The sequence below is a fragment of the Sphingopyxis sp. H115 genome, from assembly GCF_001468465.1.
Lineage (GTDB): Bacteria > Pseudomonadota > Alphaproteobacteria > Sphingomonadales > Sphingomonadaceae > Sphingopyxis.
In genome coordinates, this window is record NZ_LNSA01000011.1 from 42,045 (window position 1) to 59,674 (window position 17,630).

Consider the following 17,630-nt stretch of genomic DNA (forward strand, 5'->3'; position numbering starts at 1 on the left):
GGTATCAGGCGGCGACGCTTGCCAGATGGCTGCGCTTGGCGACGGCGCTGCGCTCCTCGATCATGCGGATACGTGCCCGATCCTCGTCGGCGATGCTCCGGTAATAGTCGCGCTTGTTCTTCAGCCAGTCGAGTTCGAAGGCGACGGCATTCGCGATCCCCGCCTCGAAATTTGCGCCCTCGACCGCGGCGCCGTCGAAAACGACCTTGCGCGTTTCGAAACGGTCAAGCCGGACCGCACGGATTTCGCGCAGGGAGGGCGCCGCTTCGACCGCGACCGAGCCGCCGACGACGAGTTCGAGGTCGCGGTCGGCGCATGCCTGAGCGACGCGCAGCACGGCCTCGGTGATCGCGCGGTCATTGATCGCGCTGCGCGGCAGGCCGCGGGATAGAGTGAAATCGACGCGGCCGAAGACGATGCCATCGACCCCGCTCGCCGCGAGCGCCAGCATCGCATCGAGGTTGGTCAGCGTCGTTTCGGTTTCGAGATTGAACAGCATCCGCGCGCCGTCGCGGTCGGTGCCATAGACCTTGGCGCTGGCGTCGATGAATTTCGACAGCGCGTAGGGCGTCTCGACCATCGGGGCGATGATATAGTCGGCACCATGAAGTTTCGACACATAGAGGTCGGAAACGGCTTCGCAGCCACCGATCTTGAGCGCGAGCTTAAGGTCGGCGCGGCACGTCAGTTCGAGCAGGCGGAGCAGTTCGTCGGGGCGCGTGCCTTCGGCCTCGAATTCGGCTTTAACGGCAACCACGCCATAATGGTCCCGCCCTTTTTTGAGCATGTCGAGCATGCGGCGTTCCGTGGGATTCATCGTCCGTCTCCTTCGATGCAGAAAGGCTAGTGCTATGGTCAGAGACGAAGGGACACGCGCGATTCCGTAAGGATATTCGCCGAATATTTTTGTGCGCACCACCAAGGGTGCATGGGAAGGGCTCCGTCTTATGGGCGCATGCCCGTACGCTCCGCCCTTTATTCTTTGCTCGCGCTAGGCTGCGCCAGCACGGCCGGAATCGGTCCGGCATGCGGGCAAGCGACACTTCCGGGCGGCAACAGCGAAGACTTTCGGAAACGGATGACAGACTGGTCGGCGCCCGAAAACGAACCCGCGCGCATCGCGATGCGTACAACGCCCAAGCGCGCGATAATGCCAAGGCTCTCATCGTCCTAGCGTCGGATGGTGGCCTCGTCGTTTTTGCCGGCTCTGCCGGGAGCTATGGCCAGATGGTCGAACTCGACCATGGCGGCGGCCTTCGCACGCGCTATGCGCATTTGTCACGTCTGCTCGTGCAGGCGGGCGATACCGTCGGACAGCGTCAGGCAATCGCGCTGATGGGATCGACCGGACGTTCGACCGGCAGCCATCTGCATTTCGAAGTGCGCGTCAACGGGCGGGCGACCGATCCTGCCCCGCTTCTGGCGCCGCCATCGCCCATCGCCCTGACGCAACGGGTCGCTGGCGATACAAGCCCGCACATCTCAGAATTCGCGCGCCGGCGCGCGCAGGTCACCGCCGACAGGGCCGAAGGCACAATCGAATGGTAGCGCATGCAGGAATCAGCGGACTCCACGCGACGCTGCTGAACGAACGCGGCCGGTTGCTGCGCTTCCTTGCGGCGCGCGGCGCAGGGCATGAGGCCGAGGATGTGCTCCACGACCTGTGGCAGAAAATCGCGTCGGCGCCCGAGCGTCCCGTCGCCGACCCGGTATCCTATCTGTTTCGCGCGGCCGAAAATCATATGCGCGACATCCGGCGCGCGACCACCAGCCGCGAAAAAAGGCAATTCGACTGGCAGGCGATGAGCGACGCCCCGGAAGACACGCCCGCCGGCGAGCGCATCCTGGTCGCGCGGGAACAATTGCAGCACGTCCAGTCGGCCCTCGCCGCGCTCGGTTCGCGCGTCGATCATATATTCCGGCGCTATCGCCTCGACGGCGTCGGGCAGGCCGAAATCGCGAGCGAACTCGGAATAAGCCTGAGCTCGGTCGAAAAGGATTTGCAGAAGGCGTATAGGATGCTCGCCGGTCTCAGGATGGAATTGAATACGGAATAGCCGTTGGGGTTTCGTCATGCCATAGGACCCCGCATAACAGGGGAAGGGCATGACGACGCATCAATCCGAACTTATCGAAGCCGCCAGGCTATGGGCGATGCGCGTCGTCGATCCTGCGTTCGACGCATGGGATGAGCTGTCCGCATGGCTGGAACTGAGCCCGGCCCATCTTGCTGCCTATGAAGCCGCCGTCGAGGATGACGAATGGGTCGCGGCGGCGCTTGCAAAGGTGGACGCGTCAAAAGACGATCCGCGCCGCCGGCGGCGCTGATCGAGCCAGCAATGCCGCGATCGGTCGCCTATTTCCCCTGCGCGGCCAGCACGCGCAGGATATTGCCGCTCCACATCTTTTCGATTTCGGCGTCCGAATAGCCGGCGGCCTTCAGCCGCTCAGTCACCTTGGGCAGCGCCGAAATATCCTCGATGCCCGGCAAGCCGCCGCCGCCGTCCCAGTCGGCGCCGAAACAGATATGGTCGACCCCGCCAACCTCGATCGCGCGAAGGACCATCTTCATATAGGCCTCGAAATCGGCGGCCCACAGTTTCTCGGTTTTGTCGAGTTCGCGCCACTCGCGGTTGAGATCGGCTTGTTCGGCGGGCGTGATCTGGCCGATCCGCTCATATTTGCCGAACAATGCGGCGCGTGCGGGCGACATGTTCATCGGCGACATGAAGATCGTCGAGATGCACATCGCGCCGCCCTTCGCGGCAAGCGCCTTCAGCCGCCCTTCGTCGAGGTTGCGCGGATGATCGAATGCCGAGCGCAGGCTCGAATGCGACAGCAGGATCGGATATTTGGACAGTTCGAGCATCTGGTCGAACGCCGCATCCGACGAATGGCTCGCATCGATAACGATGCCGAGGCGGTTCATCTCCGCCACCCACTGCTTGCCGAGCGGGCTCAGCCCGTTCCAGCGTCCCTCGCCCGTCGCGCTGTCGGCGAACTGGTTGTCCTTCGAATGCACCGGCCCGGCGAGGCGCAGCCCCTTGTCGTAGAACTCCTGTAGCAATGACAGATCCTCACCGAGCGGATAGCTGTTCTCCATCGACTTGAAGGCGATGAGCTTGCCTTCCTTGTTGAGCCGCACCGCATCGGCCGCAGTTCGCGCAGGCGCGATGGCGTCGGGATATTTGGCGATGGTGCGGTCGATCAGGTCCGATCGCCCCCGCGCGAACGCCAGCGCGTCGGCATAGCCCTTCGCGGTCAGCGGGCCCTGATCGGTATAGATGGCGAAAAAGCCACCATCGAGATTGCCGTCCTGCATCCGCGGGATATCGAGTTGCGCCATGTCGTCGGCGAGCGCGTGGCGATCGGCGAAGCTCCAGCCCGCACGCTCGAAATGTAGCGGCGTGTCGAGATGCGTGTCGAGCACGAGCATCCGGCTGTGCAGCGGCGCCTCGGGTGCTGCCTTCGGCTGTTCGCCGCCGGTCGAGCAGGCGGTCAGCGCGGTGGCCGTCAGCAGGATGGCGATAGACTTCACTTCTTGTCCTCCACGGGTTTCAGGTCGAGATCGTGATAATCCCAGCTAAAGTCGGCGATCTTGCTCACCGCCTTCATCGTCACGCCGGTCACCTTGCCGTCGGCATCGAGCGCGAAGGTGACGTATGCAGGCTCGATCGCCGGGTCGTCGAACTTGGTGACGAAGCTGTCATATTGCCAATGGTCGAGCCGTCCCGCCATCCGCGGCGTCGAAGTGAAGTCGATCGTCAGCCCTTTTGCGTCCGATCCCACGACGACATCGCCATACCACGGATCGCGGTAGCGCCCGGCGTAGCGCGCCGGCGCGAGCGAGGGACCGCTCTGCGCCGGCGATGCCTTCGACTGTTTCAGAAACTCGACCCCGCCCGCGAGCCGCGCCTGATACCAGTCTTCCCATTTCGCGATCCAGCCATAGTCGCCCTGGTCCAGATAATGGTCGAGCAGATCATAGGTCAGGCCAAGGAGCATGCCGCTGTCCTCGCTGTTCATCATGATCGCGAAGCCGACATTTTTGTCCGGGATCATCACGACGCGCGTGATCGACCCGAAGACGCCGCCGCCGTGCTGGATGATGCGATGGCCGCGATAATCCTGCACATTCCAGCCGAGCGCATAGGCCTGCTGCGTCGGCTGCGCGGGTTTGAGCTCGGTGGGCAAAGGCGTGATCGGCACCGGCGTCACCGGCGTCCACATCTCGGCCGCCTGTTGCTCGCTGAATAGCCGCTTGCCATTCGGCAGCGCGCCATGCGCGAGCTGGATCTTGAGCCACGCCGCCATGTCGTCGGCGCTGAGTGCCAGCCCGCCCGCGGGCGCGCCGTTGCGCCCGAGTTCGTCGCGTTCGTCGAGCGCCTGTTGTGGACCAAGGCCGCGCAGCGCGCCCGACAGCCGCGCGTGCGGCCACGACCGGTTGGCAATGCGAAAGCGATCCTCGCTGTCGCTCGTCGCATTTTTCATGCCGCCGGGGCGCAGCACGCGCGCGCGGATGAAATCCTCCCACGTCTGCCCGGTGACCTCCTCGATCAGCTGGCCCGCGACCGCATAGAGGATATTGTCGTAAGCATAGGCCGAACGAAAACTTGTCTTGGGTTTGAGGTACGCGACGCGCTCGACTGTCTGCTTGCGGGTCAGGTGTGTGCGCGGCACGAACATCAGATCGCCCTGCCCCAGCCCGAGCCCGCTGCGGTGGACGAGCAGGTCGCGGATCGTGATCTCGCGCGTGACCCACGGGTCGTACATGCGGAACCACGGCATATGCTGGATGACCGGATCATCCCATCCGATCTTGCCTTCGTCGACCAGCACCGCGAGCGCCGCGGCGGTCATCGCCTTGCCCGTCGAGCCGGTCTGGAAAATCGTCTGCGCGTCGACCGGCGCCCGATCGCCGAGCTTGCGCACGCCCCAGCCGCGCGACAGCGTCGTCTTGCCGTCCTCGACGATCGCGATCGACACCCCCGCCGCGCCGACTTTCTGGCGCAACGCCTCGACGCTTTCGGCGATGTCGGCAGGCGGTTCGGCCCCTGCCGGCATCGCGACCGACAGCATCAGCGACAGGACAAGCAGGCGTTTCATGGCAAAGCCTCCATATGGGGAGCGGGTGCGGGGCGCAGCAGGCGCCAGATGCCGACGGTGAGCAAGGGCAGCACGAAGGTCGCGAGGAACAGCCACGCGAGGAAGCGATACCCGCTGGCGATCAGGTCGACGAGACCGACGCGCGATGCAACGAACATACAGCCGACAAGCACAACGCCGCCGATCGCCGCGCGGGCGCCGGTGCCGAGCGGCGGGCGACCGCGCGCCTCGACGACGCCCGACACGCGCTCGTTGATCGCGTGGATCGCGCCGACGCCGCTTTCGAGCAGCGCGGCGAAGATCATCAGCTGGAACAGCACATGGAATCCCGGCACCGCCATCTGGCGCAGCAGGAAATCAGAGGGAAGCGTCTCACCGCCGATCGCGGGATAGAAAGCTATCATCGCCACGAAGAAAAGGATCGCGGGCAGCATCGTCAGCGGCCCCGCGATCAGTCCGGCAACGATGGCGTCGCGCTGGCTCGTCAGGTGACGGAGGACGGGCAGAATGACGACCGCCCCGACGATATTATAGCTCGCATAGGTGATGCCGCCCGCGACCCAATTGCCCGAAGGCGGCAGCGCATTCGCGAAACCGCTCGCGATCAATCCGCCGAAACTGGCGAGCGCGAAGACGAGGAACAGCGCATAGACCGCATAGATCAGCATCGAGGCATATTTGAACAAGGTCTCGACCAGCGCGGTGCCGAAGGCGGTGAAACCGAGGATGGCGAACGCGAGCAGCACCGACCCTGCCAGTTCGGGCCAGCCGAAGGTTGCCGCACCGATGGCGCCGGCAGCGGCGCCGAACACCGCGAGGATCAGGACAACGAAGATCAGATAGGCGATTTCGAAGGCGATCCATCCCCGACCGAGCAGCCCTTCGAAAAAGGCGCGATAGTCATAGGCTCCGAGCTTGCGCGCGAGCGCGAAGGTCAGCGCGGCGACGACGCTCCAGATGACGGTCGCGAGCAGCATCGCCGACAGCCCGCCCCAGGGTCCCGACGGCACGAAATATTCCGCGAGTTCGCGCCCGGTCGCGTAGCCGCCGCCGATGATCACCGCCTTCAGCGCGAAACCGGGCAGCAGGAAGCGCTGGAACCAGCTCGACTTGCCGCCCGTCTCGCCCACCCTCATGCGAGAATATTGTCCACGAGCGCATCGAACGAAGCACCGCCGCGGATCGGGTCGGTCACTGGCAGCCCGAGCCGCTGCCGTTCGGTCGCCATCAGCGCCTCGGCCGCATCGGCACCGTAGGTCGAGGTGTTGAGGCTCACGCCCGCGCAACGGATCGCGGGATTAGTGCGGCTACCAAGGCGGATCGTCAGGTCGATCACTTCCTCGATGCTCGGCAGCGCAAAGCTTTCCATGCCGAGGATCACCTTGCGCGCCGGGTCGTGGCAGACGACGAACACGTCGGGCTGGCTGCCGTGGAGCAGGCCGAGCGACACCGCCGCATAGGCAGGGTTGAAGATCGACCCCTGCCCTTCGATCAGGTCCCAATGGCTCTCGGGCGCATCGGGGCTGAGCATTTCCGCCGCCCCGGCCTCGAAATCCGAAACCACCGCATCCATTGGCATGCCGCCACCCGCGATCATGATCCCCGTCTGGCCGGTCGCGCGAAAATCGGCGTCGATGCCGCGGGCGACAAAGGCCCGGTGCAGCGCGAGCGCGGTATATTTCTTGCCGAGCGCGCAGTCGGTGCCGACGGTCAGCAATCTTTTGCCGCTCCGCTTGCGCCCATTGGCGATCGGGATCGACGGCGGCGGCGTGCGAACGTCGATCAGCCGCTGGCCGGTCCGCCGCGCCGCCTCGACCAGCGCGGGGATGCTCGTGAGCCGCGTGTGGAGCCCGCTGACGATGTCGAGCCCCGCCTCCATCGCCTCCACGAGCGCCGCGACCCAGGTGTCGCCGATGACGCCGCCCTGGTTCGCAACGCCGATCACCAGCGACCGCGCGCCCGCGGCGCGCGCTTCGGCGGGCGACAGTGGCGGCAGGCCGGCGCTGACCGAGCAGGCGCCGATCCCATATTCGCCGACGCAGCGATCGGCGGCCCAGTCGGCAAGGCCAAAGGCGGTCTTGGCATAGCCCGCCTCGGTCGTGTCGCCGAGGAACAGCAGATAGGGTTGCGGCAATTTTATCGCAGCACTCGGCGACGGAAGGCGATCCTCGACCACCTCAGCAAAGGATGTTCTATTCATGTTATGACCATCAAAACTTTAGTTTCACGCCGCCAGAATAATATCTGCCGATCGTGTCATAAATGAAGGACGTATATTGCGTCAGCGGCGGATCGGAATCGAACAGATTGTTTACGTTTGCGAAAAAGGTGAACGGTCCGGTATTGAACTGGAGACCGAGGTCGACATAGAGGCGCGCGTCGATCTCGTTGTTCAGCAGCGGCAATCCATTGCCACCGACTTGCTCACTGTAGATCCCACCGCTGACGTAGCGGCCCCGCACATCGATCCCGAAATCATCGTCCTGATAGTTGATGCCGCCTGTCACACGCCATTTCGGCGTCCCGAATGAGGCTTGGTCGCCGACGATGCCGACCTGATCCGATCCGACAAACAGTTCGAAAACATGGGTTGCCAACGCCCGAAAACGTAGCGTTCCCGCGCCGACTGGCATCGCATAGGACGCCTCGAGGTCGAGGCCCTTTGTCGAATAGGAGGCAAGATTTCGGAAGGAACGCGAAACCGACGCGATGGAGCCATCGCCGTCGCGCACAATGACACCGCCACACGTCGGATCGGCCGGATCCGCCTGGTAGCATTGGTTGATCGTGTCCTGCAGCGACAGAGTGGTGATCACATTGTCGATGTCGATCTTGTAATAATCAACCGACAGCCTGAGGCCCGGAATATAATGGGGCGAATAGGAGCCACCGAGCGTCAGCGTATGCGATATTTCGGGCGTCAGGTTTGGGTTCCCGCCGGTGAAGCTGACCACATTGGCCTGCGGCGCGCCAACGAACGGATCCTGCGCGCTGGCGATATTCGTCTCGCGCGTCGTGAAATATTCAGCAATGCTGGGCGATCGAATGTCGCGCGAATAGACGGCCCGCAACAGAAGATCGTCCATCAGGCGAAGCGTGCCGCCTGTCTTCCACGCCCAGATGCCGCCGCTGGTACTGTAATCGGAGTAGCGGGCGGCGCCATTCACTTCGAGGCGTGCCACACCCTCGATATCCAGCAGCGGCACATTGATCTCCCCGAACACCTCTTTGACGTTAAACCCGCCGTTCACCGGTGCGAAATTAAGCGTCGACAATTCGCCAGCCATCGACATCGGATCGACATAATTGTTGGCGATTTCCTCCCACCGCGCTTCGCCGCCGAACGCGATATCGACCGGCCCGGCCCAGGTCGAAAAGGGTTGCCCGCTGAGCGCCGCGCCGACCGCGTCGAGCTTGGTGGTGTCGATCGTCTGGGCGCCGCCAAAGGCGTAGGACACAGCCTCGGCCGAAATGTTGCCATTGCCGAAAAGGTTGATCGGGGCGCAGCCGGGATCATCATTCGTGGGATCGGCGTCGGCATTGATCCGGCAAACGACCGAATTGCCGACGCGCACCGCGTCGACCGCCTCGTCAAACCGCGCCGAAATCCTCTGGTTGTTCAGCGACTGATTATTCCTGATTTCGCCGTGATCATAATAGGCGTTATATTTCCATCCTTCACCGAACGATCCTTCAATTCCGATCGCCCCTTCGATCTGGCGGCGGTTGGAGCTGTAATGCAGATATTTGTCGGGCCCGACATCGTCGAGGATCCGCCCCAGAACAAAAGGATTGGTCACTCCAGCGTCGGCCAGTTGGCCGATCGCACCGGGGGTTAGAAACCCATTGTCGGGTCGGATCAAGACGATCGGGGTTTCGGGAAAGAAGCCGAAGCTCGACTTCATGCTGCTGTAACTGCCTTCGATCCAGATATTGGCCGCATCGCTGATCTCATAGCTCGCACGGGCGAAGATATTCGCCCGGCGATAAGGCGACGATACGGCGACATAGTCGTAGATGTTCTGCCCGTTGCCGCCCACCGTGAACTGGCCGGAGGTTTCGCTACCCAAGGGGAAAGGGCCAATCGAACCATCGGGATTGAAAATCAGGTTATAGGGTGCCCCGCCGGTATCCAAAATCGACCCATTGTTATTGATGATCGTATAATTTGGGTCGCGCGTAAGGACAAGTTGGCCGTCCGGTCGCTGAAAAATGCCGGCTTCCAGATTGGGACGATCCTTGCGGCCGAACGCACCCCGCTCCTTCATATATTCGCCTGCAATCATGAAACGACCGCGGCCGCCAGCGAATTTCGTACCCCATGCCAGGTCGCCGCGGTATCGCGCGGCGTCTCCGCGCGACGAAATGCCGCCTTCGGCACCCATTTTCCAACCTTCGAACTCGTCGTCGAGGATGATGTTCACGACGCCGCCTACAGCGCCCGACCCCCATGCGGCAGAGGCGCCACCGGTCACTACATCGACCCGCTGAATCAGGCTTTGCGGCACATTGTTCAGGTCGTTGCTTCCCACGAAACGATGCCCGTTGAGGAGCGTCAACGTGCGAACCGAGCCGAGCCCGCGAAGATTGGCAGTCGATGCGCTGTTGTCAGTGTTCCCGCCAGTCGTTGCGGGAGTCCCGGCGGGCCGGAATTGCGGCATGTCGTTCAAAACCTGCGCGATGCTCGGACGGTTGCCCTGCGCCAGTTCGATTTCGCCAACAACCGTCGTCGGCGTCGGTGCGTCGAAGCCCGAACGCTGAATGCGCGAGCCCGTCACGACGATTTCGCTTCCCGTATCGGCTGTCGCTTCATGTGAAGGCACTGGCTCCGCTTCCTGCGCCTGTGCCGGCATTGCAGCGATCAGCGCGGCGATGCTTGCTGCAACGAAAAGTCCCTTTTTCATCGTCTTACCCCCAGACTTGGGCGAGCAGGCGGCGGAAATTGCCACCGAGCACGGCCCGGATATTGTCGTTCGAATAGTTGCGGCGGATGAGTTCCTCGACGAGGTCGAAGGTCTTCAATGGATGGTCGAAACCATCGATGTCGATCTTGTCGCGAAAGGCGTAGCTGCCCTTGTAGGCGCCCTTGAGCGCGGCATATTCTTGCGGTGGCATGTCGTCATAGCCGTGAAGGTCGGCGTCCGAACCGATCCCGACATGGTCGATGCCGACCAGCTTGGCGACATGGTCGATATGGTCGGCCATGTGCCCGACATTGGTGGGGTCGCTCGTCCGCACGAACATGCGCACCCCGGTGATACCCATCACCCCGCCCTTTGCGGCGAGCGCCTTGATTGCCTCGTCGGTCTTGACGCGCGGATGGTCGACCAGCGCGCGGGCATTGCTGTGGGTGATCGCGATCGGGCCCTGAGCGATGGCGATCGCGTCCAACGTCGTCCTGTCGCCGCAATGCGAGACGTCGACGAGCATCTTCTGCTTTTCCATTTCGGCGATGACCGCCGCGCCATAATCGCTGACCCCGCCGTCGACGCGCTCGGTGCTGCCCGACCCGATCCGGTTCTGGCTGTTGTAGGTGAGCTGCGCGCAGCGCAGGCCGAGGCGGCGGAACAGCGCGATATCCTCGATCTTTTCGAAATGCTCGGCATTCTGGATGCCCATTATGACCGCGCATTTCTTTTCCGCCTTGGCGCGGTCGAGATCAGCCGCTCCGTCAACGAGCGTGAAGACATGGCTGTTGCGCCCGGCGAAACCCTGCCACCCGGCAAGAAATTCGAGCGCCTGCTGCTTCGCATCGGGCCCGCCGAGGCCATAGGCGTTGTGGAAGCCGGTGATGCCCGATGCCCGGAACTCGGCGGCCTCGGCGTCGGTCAGCCGGTGCGCGACATAATCGGGCGACATGGTGATCTTGAGCGGTGCGAGCATGTCAATGACGAGCGATGAGGCGACGAGGTCGACCGCGCGGCGCGAATAGGCCTTTGCCGGCGCCGCCGCGAAGGCATAGGCCCCGCGGCCCACCATCGGCGCGGACAAAGCGACCCCGACCGCGCCCGCGAGTGCCGCGCGGCGCGTCATCGGGAATGACGACGTCATTCCAGCCTCCCTCAATGAAATCACGATTTAACGACTATTGTCCTAATCAGAAAATTGTCAACCCATTTAGGACATCAAATTGTCATGAACCCCAAATTTCTGCGGGGCAATGGATCATCCCGTCGCGATATTCGACGCCGGGCACCCGATCGTGCGCGAGGAACGTCGGCCCGTCGAGATCGACAATGTCGCAAAGCTGACCGACGAGATGGGATGGCGCCATCGACAGGCTGGTCCCCATCATGTTGCCGACCATCACATCGAGTCCGAGCTTTTTCGCCTGCCGCGCGATCGCCAGCCCCTCGGTCAGGCCGCCGCATTTATCGAGCTTGATATTCACGATGTCGAAACGCCCGACGAGCGCGGCGGTGTCGGCGAGCGAGAGCGCGCTTTCGTCCGCAGCGAAGGGCAGCGGCCGTTTCAGTCCGTCGAGATCGGCCTCGCGCCCGCGCCTGAGCGGCTGCTCGAGTTGCGCGACGCGTGCCGAGACGAGCGCCGGGAGCAGGTCGGCGAGCGTGCCGACGTCGTAGCCCTGATTGGCATCGACACCGATCCAGGCATCGGGCCGCACGGCCCGGATCGCCTCGATGCGCGCGATATCGTCGGCAAGGTCGCCGGTCAGCTTAACCTTGATCGGCGCCGCGGGATCGATCGCCAGCGCCGCCTTTGCCATGGCCTCGGGGCTGTCCGCGCCGAGCGTCAGCGTCGAGCGGAGCGCCTTGGGCTGCTCCAGCCCGGCAAGCTCCCAAACGGGGCGCCCCGCCTGCTTTGCTTCGAGATCCCAGAAAGCGCAATCGAGCGCATTGCGCGCCCCACCGGGCGGCAGCAGATGCTGCAATTCCTCGCGCGTTGCGCCAGCCTCGATCGCGCCCCGCACCCGCGTGGCTTCAGCCAGCATATGGTCGATATCGTCGCCGAGATAATAGACCCCCGCCCCTTCGCCGCGCCCGACATGCGTGCCGTCCGATATCGCGGCGACGAGCAACGCGGTTTCGGTGAAGACGTGGCCGGAGATACGGAAGGGCTGATGATAGGGAAAACGCTCGACCCGAAGGTCGAGCGTCAATCCCTTGGTATGCTGCGTCGCCATCAATAGACCATCCCAAAGCCATAGAGGTGGAAGGCGAGCGTTACCCAGACGAGCACGAGCGCGGCGAGGATCAACAGCACCGCGCCGAGCTTCATCGTCCAGCGGCGCTTGTCCTTGATGCTGAGCCACAGGTGCCAGGCCGCCGTCGCCAGCAGACCGAAGGCGGCGAGCGGGGTCAGGATGCGCAGCAGGTGGATGAGCCAGTCGAGCGGCCCGCCGATGCTGCCGATATCGGCCGAAAAGGCCGCGATCAGCCCGATCCAGCCCGCCAGCGCGCCGATCGCGAGCCATGCGAAGACACGACTCAGGCGATAGGCGCGCAACGACTGTCCCTGAAGCGCGAACTCCGCCTTGAAACTGCGGCGCACCATTGCGCGCACCGGCCATGCCAGCGCCGCGAGCAGTATGATGCCGAAAGCGAGGATCAGCGCGGGGTTGAGCCATGCGGCGTTGACGCCGGCGGGTGCGGGTTCAAAGACCATGAAGGGCGACCCGGCATCAATGCTCCAACGCACGACGCGGCCGTCCTTGACCTCGGCGGCGAGGCGTTCGCCCGTGCCCGTGTCGCGCCACACAAAGGGCTCGACCTCGACCCAGTCGCGCGCACCGGCGCCGAGCCCGTCGAGCGCCGGGAGCGTGATCTTGCCATCCTCGGTCAGCCCGATGGTCGCCTGACCCAAGAGACCGAACAGGCTCATGAAGTTGGTGAAGGAACCGCGGCTGCTGATATAATTGCCGACCATCATCTGCGCATGCTCACGCGCCGTCTTGGCATCAACCTGCGACGGTTTTTCGACAGGGCCCGGCAGGTAGCGGTCAGCAAATTTATGGAATAGCGCGCTCCGCACCGCACCCGCCGCGCCGTCCTTGCCCGCGCTGTTCATCGAGACGAAGACGCCCGTGTCGGCGTCGGGGAACAGCCAGAGGTAGGAGTGGAACCATACGGTATCGCCGCCATGCGCGATCGCGCGATGGCCGTTGACCCATTGTTCGTAGAAGCCGAGCGCCATGCTGTTGAGCGGTCCAACGCCGGGCGCCTTGAAATCATGCATCATCTTTGCGGTTTCGGGCTTCATCAGGCCCGCGCCGTCATTGAGGTGGGCGATCATGAACTTCGCCATGTCGGCGCCGCTCGACGACAGGCTGCCCGCGGGCGCGGGGATCACCATTTCGAACGGCTGGGGCTTGCCGGTGACGTCTGGATAGCCCTTCGACATGTGGGGCACGAGGCGCGCGGGAAGCGGCTGTCGGAACGACGAATGCGTCATGCCGAGCGGCTGGAAGATATGATTTTCGATATAATTGTCGAAATTTTCGCCACTGACGCGCTCGACGATATAACCCGCGAGCGCCGTGGCGTAGTTGGAATAGGCCGGGGTCGTGCCGGGCGCGAAGACGCGTTCGGGCAGCGCGAGCGGCATCTGCTTCTTCAGCGTCATCACCGCCTTGGGATCGCTGCTGATCAGGTAGCGCACCGATTCCTCGAAGCCCGCAGTATGCGTCATAATGTTGCGCATCGTCACCGGCTTGCCCTCATAGGGCGGAATCTTGAAATCGAGATAGGCGTTGACGTCCTTGTCGAGATCGATCTTGCCGGCCTCGACCTGTTGCATCACCGCAGTCCAGGTCAGCAGCTTCGAAACCGAGCCCGGGCGGAAAAGCGTCGTCTCGGGCAGGACGGGCGCACGCTTGGCGACATCCGAATAGCCATACCCCTTCTGGAGCACGACCTCGCCGCCGCGCACGACGACGACGACCGCGCCCGGAATGCGTCCGCGTTCGAGCGCATAGGGCAGATAGCCGTCCATCCACGCTTCGAGATCCTTCGGATCGAGCGTGACCGGCGCCGCCGCCGTCTTGGCAACCGGCGCAGTCGCCTCGGCCTTCTTTACCGCGGGCGCGGGCACCGGCCCCTGCGCCGCGAGCGGCAGTGCGGCAAAGGCCGCCAGCCCGATCATCGCCTTGCGAACGAAACGCATCGCTTTCCCCTTTTGTCTGGCGCGCCTGTCACACCTTGCGGCAAGCCGCGCGACCCCTTACCAAGGGACCAAACAGCTGTTGGCCCGATAGGGACATAATGATCCTGATTGGAAAATTGTCAAATATGGAATGGAAAAACTGATGGCGGACCGCGCAACCCCGCCGACGCTCGGCGCGGTGATGAAGGGCATTCGCGCGCGAAACGGCTGGACGCTGAAGGAAATGAGCGCGAAGTCGGGCATTCCGGTTTCGACGCTGTCGAAGGTCGAGCATGACCGCCTGACTCTCAGCTACGACAAGCTCCAGCAGTTGAGCCAGCGCCTCAAGATTCGCATGTCGGACCTGTTCGCCGAGGACGAGGAAGAGGCCGCGCCGCGCGTCACCGGACGCCGCAGCATCGCCGCGATCGATCGCGCCGCGCGCGTCACCACCGACAATTACGATTATCATTATCTGTGCACCGATCTGCGCCAGAAACGGATGATCCCGATCCTGACGCGCATCCGCGCGCACAGCGCGAGCGAGTTCGGCGAGCTCGTCCATCACCAGGGCGAGGAATTCATCTATGTCCTCGAAGGGCGGATCGAAGTGCACAGCGAATTCTACGATCCCGTCACGCTCGACGTCGGCCAGGGCATCTATATCGATTCGTCGATGGGCCACGCCTATGTCGTCGCCGACGGGTTCGACGAAGCCCTTGTCCTTGGCGTCTGTTCGAGCGCCGACGACGGGTTGATGGATAGCTTGATGAGCCTTCACGGATAACCTACCGAAAATGGAGACATAAATGGCAACGCCCCGGCGCTTCGCACCCTCGCTTTTGCTGCTGTGCAGCTCGATGCTGGTCGCGGGGCCGATCGCCGCGCAGGCGCCGGCCTATGACCTCATCATCCGTGGCGGCACCATCTACGACGGGTCGGGCAAACCGCCCGTCGTCGGCGATCTCGCAATCAAGGACGATCGGATCGTCGCGGTCGGCAAAGTCGAGGGCACCGCGGAGCGCGAGATCGCGGCGAAGGGCATGGCGGTCGCGCCGGGTTTCATCAACATGCTGAGTTGGGCGACCGAATCGCTGATCGCCGACCCCAAGAGCCAGAGCGATATCAGGCAGGGCGTGACGCTCGAGGTGATGGGCGAAGGCTGGTCAATGGGGCCGATGAACGCCACGATGAAGCGCCAGGAGACCGAGCGACAGGGCGACATCAAATATCCGATCGAGTGGACGACGCTCGGCGACTATTTTGGCTGGCTCGAAAAGCGCGGCATATCGACCAATGTCGCAAGCTTCGTCGGCGCCGCGACGGTGCGCGTCCACGAACTGGGCGAAGGCGACGTCGATCCGAACCCCGAGCAATTGGGCCGGATGCGCGCGCTGGTGCGGCAGGCGATGAACGAAGGCGCGATGGGGGTCGGCAGCTCGATCATTTATGCGCCCGGCTCCTACGCCGAAACCGACGAACTCGTCGCGCTGACGAGCGAAGCCGCGAAGTGCGGCGGCATGTATATCAGCCATATGCGGTCCGAAGGCGACCGGATCGAGGAAGCGGTCGACGAGCTCATCGAGATTTCGCGCCGCTCGGGCGCGCCCGCCGAAATCTATCACCTCAAGATGGCGGGACGCAGCAATTGGGGCAAGCTCGACGCCATCGTGAAGAAGATCGAGGATGCCCGCGCCGCGGGACTGCGCATCACGACCGACATGTACACCTATACCGCAGGCGCGACCGGGCTCGACGCCGCGATGCCGACATGGGTGCAGGCGGGCGGGCTCGAGCAATGGATCGAGCGGCTGAAGGACCCAGCGATCCGCGCGCGCGTTTCCGAGGAGATGAAGAAGCCCGGCAGCGACTGGGAAAATCTCTATTTCGGCGCGGGCGCCGACAAGATGATCCTGTCGGGCTTCAAGAATGACGCGCTGAAACCGCTGACCGGCAAGACGCTGGCCGAGGTCGCGAAGATGCGCGGCAAGTCGCCCGAAGAGACGGCGATGGACCTCGTCGTCGAGGATGGCTCGCGCGTCGGCACCGTCTATTTCCTGATGTCCGAAGACAATGTGCGGAAGCAGATTCAGCTGCCGTGGATGAGCTTTGGTTCCGACGCCGCATCGCAGGCGACCGAGGGCGTTTTCCTGAAATCGGGCGCCCACCCGCGCACCTATGGCAATTTCGCGCGCCTGCTCGGCCGTTATGTCCGCGACGAGAAGCTTATTCCGCTCGAACAGGCGGTGTACCGGCTTACCACCCTGCCCGCGACCAATCTGGGCATCAAGGATCGCGGCGCGCTGAAACCCGGCTATTATGCCGACGTGGTTGTCTTCGATCCCGCGACGATCGGCGACCGCTCGACCTTCGAGAAACCGCACCAATATTCGGTCGGGGTGCGCGACGTGTTCGTCAACGGCGTAGCAGTGCTGCGGAACGGTGAGCATAGCGGCGCGACGCCGGGGCGTGCGGTGCGAGGCGCGGGCTTCAATCGCTGTTCCTAGGCGGCGAGCGGCAGGCGTCCGAGCAAACGCCGCTGTTCGGCGGGTGATTTGAACAGGAAATCATGCGGCAGGCCGACCCGGACGCTCGCCTGGCAATACGGCGCCGCACGGTCGACATGGTGGTCCGCGAGCCGGCCGGCGAGGCGTAGCGCGGTGCGATCGAGCCGCGTGAGGTCATAGCGCGAACCGAGGTCGAGCTTGCGGCGGATATGATCGGGCAGCAGCGAAACCGACGCACGCGCGATGGCGCGATGCAGGAAGCGCGGCACGCCGGGCGCGGCGCGGCCCGACTGGATGATATCGAGGAATTCGAAGATGATCGGATGTGGCTCGAAGCGCGGTTCGAGGTCGGCCATCATCGCGATGAAGGCCGCCACCGTCGGCGGCGTGCGCCGCGCCCCGAACTCACGGCCGATCGCATCGCCATCGGCCATGAAGCGATCCTTGTCGGCGTCACTCAGGGCGTGGGCAAAACGGTCATAGGCCATCAGGAAGCCGTACGAAGCGGTCGCCGCGACCCAGTCGAGCAGCACGGGATCCATCGCGCGATATCTGTCTCCGGCCGGCGTTTCGCCCTTCACCTTGCCGTGCATGCGGTTGACTTTGCCGATCACCTCTTTCGCCACGCTCGCGGGACCGTAACAGGCGAGCATCGCGACGAGCCCGGTCCGGCGCGAACGGCCGATCGGATCGGCCTTGTAAGTCGAATGATCCCACACCCCCGACCGGATGCGCGGCTCGGCGAATTCGAGCAGGACGGCGGCGATGCCCCCGATGCCGAGTGCGATCGGGTTCTTGTACACGCGCCACTGGACGCTGTCGGGGGCAAGCAGCGCGGGCTCGCCGATGGGCGCGGCGAAATCGATCGCCGTCCCCAGATATTCGTCCTGCATCGGCAAACGCGCCACGCCGCTTTTC

15 protein-coding genes are annotated in these 17,630 nt (G+C 63.8%); 5 read left to right on the forward strand and 10 right to left on the reverse strand.

Features of this window, described 5'->3' with window-relative positions; genetic code table 11:
- Nucleotides 1–4: 4 nt before the first annotated feature.
- Nucleotides 5–817, reverse strand: coding sequence for an aldolase/citrate lyase family protein (locus ATE71_RS09695; protein WP_235587982.1), 813 nt, complete (start codon nucleotides 815–817; stop codon nucleotides 5–7).
- Between the two features lie 209 nt (nucleotides 818–1,026).
- Here ATE71_RS09695 and ATE71_RS21675 point away from each other — a divergent pair, with 209 nt between their 5' ends.
- The 3 genes from ATE71_RS21675 to ATE71_RS09710 are packed head-to-tail and all read left to right on the forward strand — an operon-like array spanning nucleotide 1,027 to nucleotide 2,328.
- Nucleotides 1,027–1,548, forward strand: coding sequence for a M23 family metallopeptidase (locus ATE71_RS21675; protein WP_082665165.1), 522 nt, complete (start codon nucleotides 1,027–1,029; stop codon nucleotides 1,546–1,548).
- Nucleotides 1,542–2,057 (forward strand): sigma-70 family RNA polymerase sigma factor, encoded by a 516-nt coding sequence (locus ATE71_RS09705; protein ID WP_058803305.1) that lies wholly within the window; start codon nucleotides 1,542–1,544, stop codon nucleotides 2,055–2,057. The genes ATE71_RS21675 and ATE71_RS09705 overlap by 7 nt, the downstream gene beginning before the upstream one ends.
- 49 nt (nucleotides 2,058–2,106) lie before the next feature.
- Complete coding sequence (locus tag ATE71_RS09710; RefSeq protein WP_058803306.1) at nucleotides 2,107–2,328, forward strand: hypothetical protein; 222 nt, start codon at nucleotides 2,107–2,109, stop codon at nucleotides 2,326–2,328.
- A gap of 28 nt (nucleotides 2,329–2,356) precedes the next feature.
- On the opposite strand, the gene ATE71_RS09715 is transcribed toward ATE71_RS09710, so the two are convergent.
- The 8 genes from ATE71_RS09715 to ATE71_RS09750 all read right to left on the reverse strand — a co-directional run bounded on the left by ATE71_RS09715 (nucleotide 2,357) and on the right by ATE71_RS09750 (nucleotide 14,226).
- Complete coding sequence (locus tag ATE71_RS09715) at nucleotides 2,357–3,538, reverse strand: dipeptidase (RefSeq protein WP_058803307.1); 1,182 nt, start codon at nucleotides 3,536–3,538, stop codon at nucleotides 2,357–2,359.
- Nucleotides 3,535–5,106: a serine hydrolase gene (locus ATE71_RS09720; protein ID WP_058803308.1), complete on the reverse strand. Its 1,572-nt coding sequence runs from the start codon at nucleotides 5,104–5,106 to the stop codon at nucleotides 3,535–3,537. Before ATE71_RS09720 ends, ATE71_RS09715 begins: the two co-directional genes overlap by 4 nt.
- Nucleotides 5,103–6,242 carry a hypothetical protein gene (locus ATE71_RS09725; protein WP_058803309.1) on the reverse strand — a complete coding sequence of 380 codons (1,140 nt, stop codon included), beginning with the start codon at nucleotides 6,240–6,242 and terminating at the stop codon, nucleotides 5,103–5,105. Before ATE71_RS09725 ends, ATE71_RS09720 begins: the two co-directional genes overlap by 4 nt.
- Nucleotides 6,239–7,306, reverse strand: coding sequence for a DUF1611 domain-containing protein (locus ATE71_RS09730; protein ID WP_058803310.1), 1,068 nt, complete (start codon nucleotides 7,304–7,306; stop codon nucleotides 6,239–6,241). The genes ATE71_RS09725 and ATE71_RS09730 overlap by 4 nt, the downstream gene beginning before the upstream one ends.
- 10 nt (nucleotides 7,307–7,316) lie before the next feature.
- Entirely contained in the window at nucleotides 7,317–10,010 is a 2,694-nt protein-coding gene (locus tag ATE71_RS09735) for a TonB-dependent receptor plug domain-containing protein (protein WP_058803311.1), read from the reverse strand.
- 4 nt (nucleotides 10,011–10,014) lie between these two features.
- On the reverse strand, nucleotides 10,015–11,157 hold the full coding sequence (locus ATE71_RS09740; RefSeq protein WP_058803312.1) for a dipeptidase: 1,143 nt from the start codon (nucleotides 11,155–11,157) through the stop codon (nucleotides 10,015–10,017).
- An 82-nt stretch (nucleotides 11,158–11,239) separates the two neighbouring features.
- Nucleotides 11,240–12,247 (reverse strand): dipeptide epimerase, encoded by a 1,008-nt coding sequence (locus ATE71_RS09745; RefSeq protein ID WP_058803313.1) that lies wholly within the window; start codon nucleotides 12,245–12,247, stop codon nucleotides 11,240–11,242.
- Nucleotides 12,247–14,226: a serine hydrolase domain-containing protein gene (locus tag ATE71_RS09750; RefSeq protein ID WP_058803314.1), complete on the reverse strand. Its 1,980-nt coding sequence runs from the start codon at nucleotides 14,224–14,226 to the stop codon at nucleotides 12,247–12,249. Before ATE71_RS09750 ends, ATE71_RS09745 begins: the two co-directional genes overlap by 1 nt.
- Before the next feature lie 142 nt (nucleotides 14,227–14,368).
- Here ATE71_RS09750 and ATE71_RS09755 point away from each other — a divergent pair, with 142 nt between their 5' ends.
- Nucleotides 14,369–14,992: a helix-turn-helix domain-containing protein gene (locus ATE71_RS09755; RefSeq protein WP_058803342.1), complete on the forward strand. Its 624-nt coding sequence runs from the start codon at nucleotides 14,369–14,371 to the stop codon at nucleotides 14,990–14,992.
- A gap of 22 nt (nucleotides 14,993–15,014) precedes the next feature.
- The gene (locus tag ATE71_RS09760; RefSeq protein ID WP_058803315.1) at nucleotides 15,015–16,712 is read left to right on the forward strand and encodes an N-acyl-D-amino-acid deacylase family protein; all 1,698 of its coding nucleotides are present in this window, start codon (nucleotides 15,015–15,017) and stop codon (nucleotides 16,710–16,712) included.
- Here the strand turns inward: ATE71_RS09760 and ATE71_RS09765 are convergent.
- Nucleotides 16,709–17,620, reverse strand: a complete 912-nt coding sequence (locus ATE71_RS09765; RefSeq protein WP_235587983.1) for an oxygenase MpaB family protein — start codon at nucleotides 17,618–17,620, stop codon at nucleotides 16,709–16,711. The two genes, ATE71_RS09760 and ATE71_RS09765, sit on opposite strands and share 4 nt — an antisense overlap.
- Nucleotides 17,621–17,630: the final 10 nt, after the last annotated feature.

What these genes read in the sequence shown, in the direction of transcription:
- ATE71_RS09760 (WP_058803315.1), top strand. Translation starts at nt 15,015, where the DNA reads ATGGCAACGCCCCGGCGCTTCGCACCCTCGCTTTTGCTGCTGTGCAGC.
- ATE71_RS09750 (WP_058803314.1), bottom strand. Translation starts at nt 14,226, where the DNA reads ATGCGTTTCGTTCGCAAGGCGATGATCGGGCTGGCGGCCTTTGCCGCA.
- ATE71_RS09740 (WP_058803312.1), bottom strand. Translation starts at nt 11,157, where the DNA reads ATGACGTCGTCATTCCCGATGACGCGCCGCGCGGCACTCGCGGGCGCG.
- ATE71_RS09735 (WP_058803311.1), bottom strand. Translation starts at nt 10,010, where the DNA reads ATGAAAAAGGGACTTTTCGTTGCAGCAAGCATCGCCGCGCTGATCGCT.
- ATE71_RS09705 (WP_058803305.1), top strand. Translation starts at nt 1,542, where the DNA reads ATGGTAGCGCATGCAGGAATCAGCGGACTCCACGCGACGCTGCTGAAC.
- ATE71_RS21675 (WP_082665165.1), top strand. Translation starts at nt 1,027, where the DNA reads ATGCGGGCAAGCGACACTTCCGGGCGGCAACAGCGAAGACTTTCGGAA.
- ATE71_RS09755 (WP_058803342.1), top strand. Translation starts at nt 14,369, where the DNA reads ATGGCGGACCGCGCAACCCCGCCGACGCTCGGCGCGGTGATGAAGGGC.
- ATE71_RS09695 (WP_235587982.1), bottom strand. Translation starts at nt 817, where the DNA reads ATGAATCCCACGGAACGCCGCATGCTCGACATGCTCAAAAAAGGGCGG.
- ATE71_RS09725 (WP_058803309.1), bottom strand. Translation starts at nt 6,242, where the DNA reads ATGAGGGTGGGCGAGACGGGCGGCAAGTCGAGCTGGTTCCAGCGCTTC.
- ATE71_RS09730 (WP_058803310.1), bottom strand. Translation starts at nt 7,306, where the DNA reads ATGAATAGAACATCCTTTGCTGAGGTGGTCGAGGATCGCCTTCCGTCG.
- ATE71_RS09745 (WP_058803313.1), bottom strand. Translation starts at nt 12,247, where the DNA reads ATGGCGACGCAGCATACCAAGGGATTGACGCTCGACCTTCGGGTCGAG.
- ATE71_RS09710 (WP_058803306.1), top strand. Translation starts at nt 2,107, where the DNA reads ATGACGACGCATCAATCCGAACTTATCGAAGCCGCCAGGCTATGGGCG.
- ATE71_RS09720 (WP_058803308.1), bottom strand. Translation starts at nt 5,106, where the DNA reads ATGAAACGCCTGCTTGTCCTGTCGCTGATGCTGTCGGTCGCGATGCCG.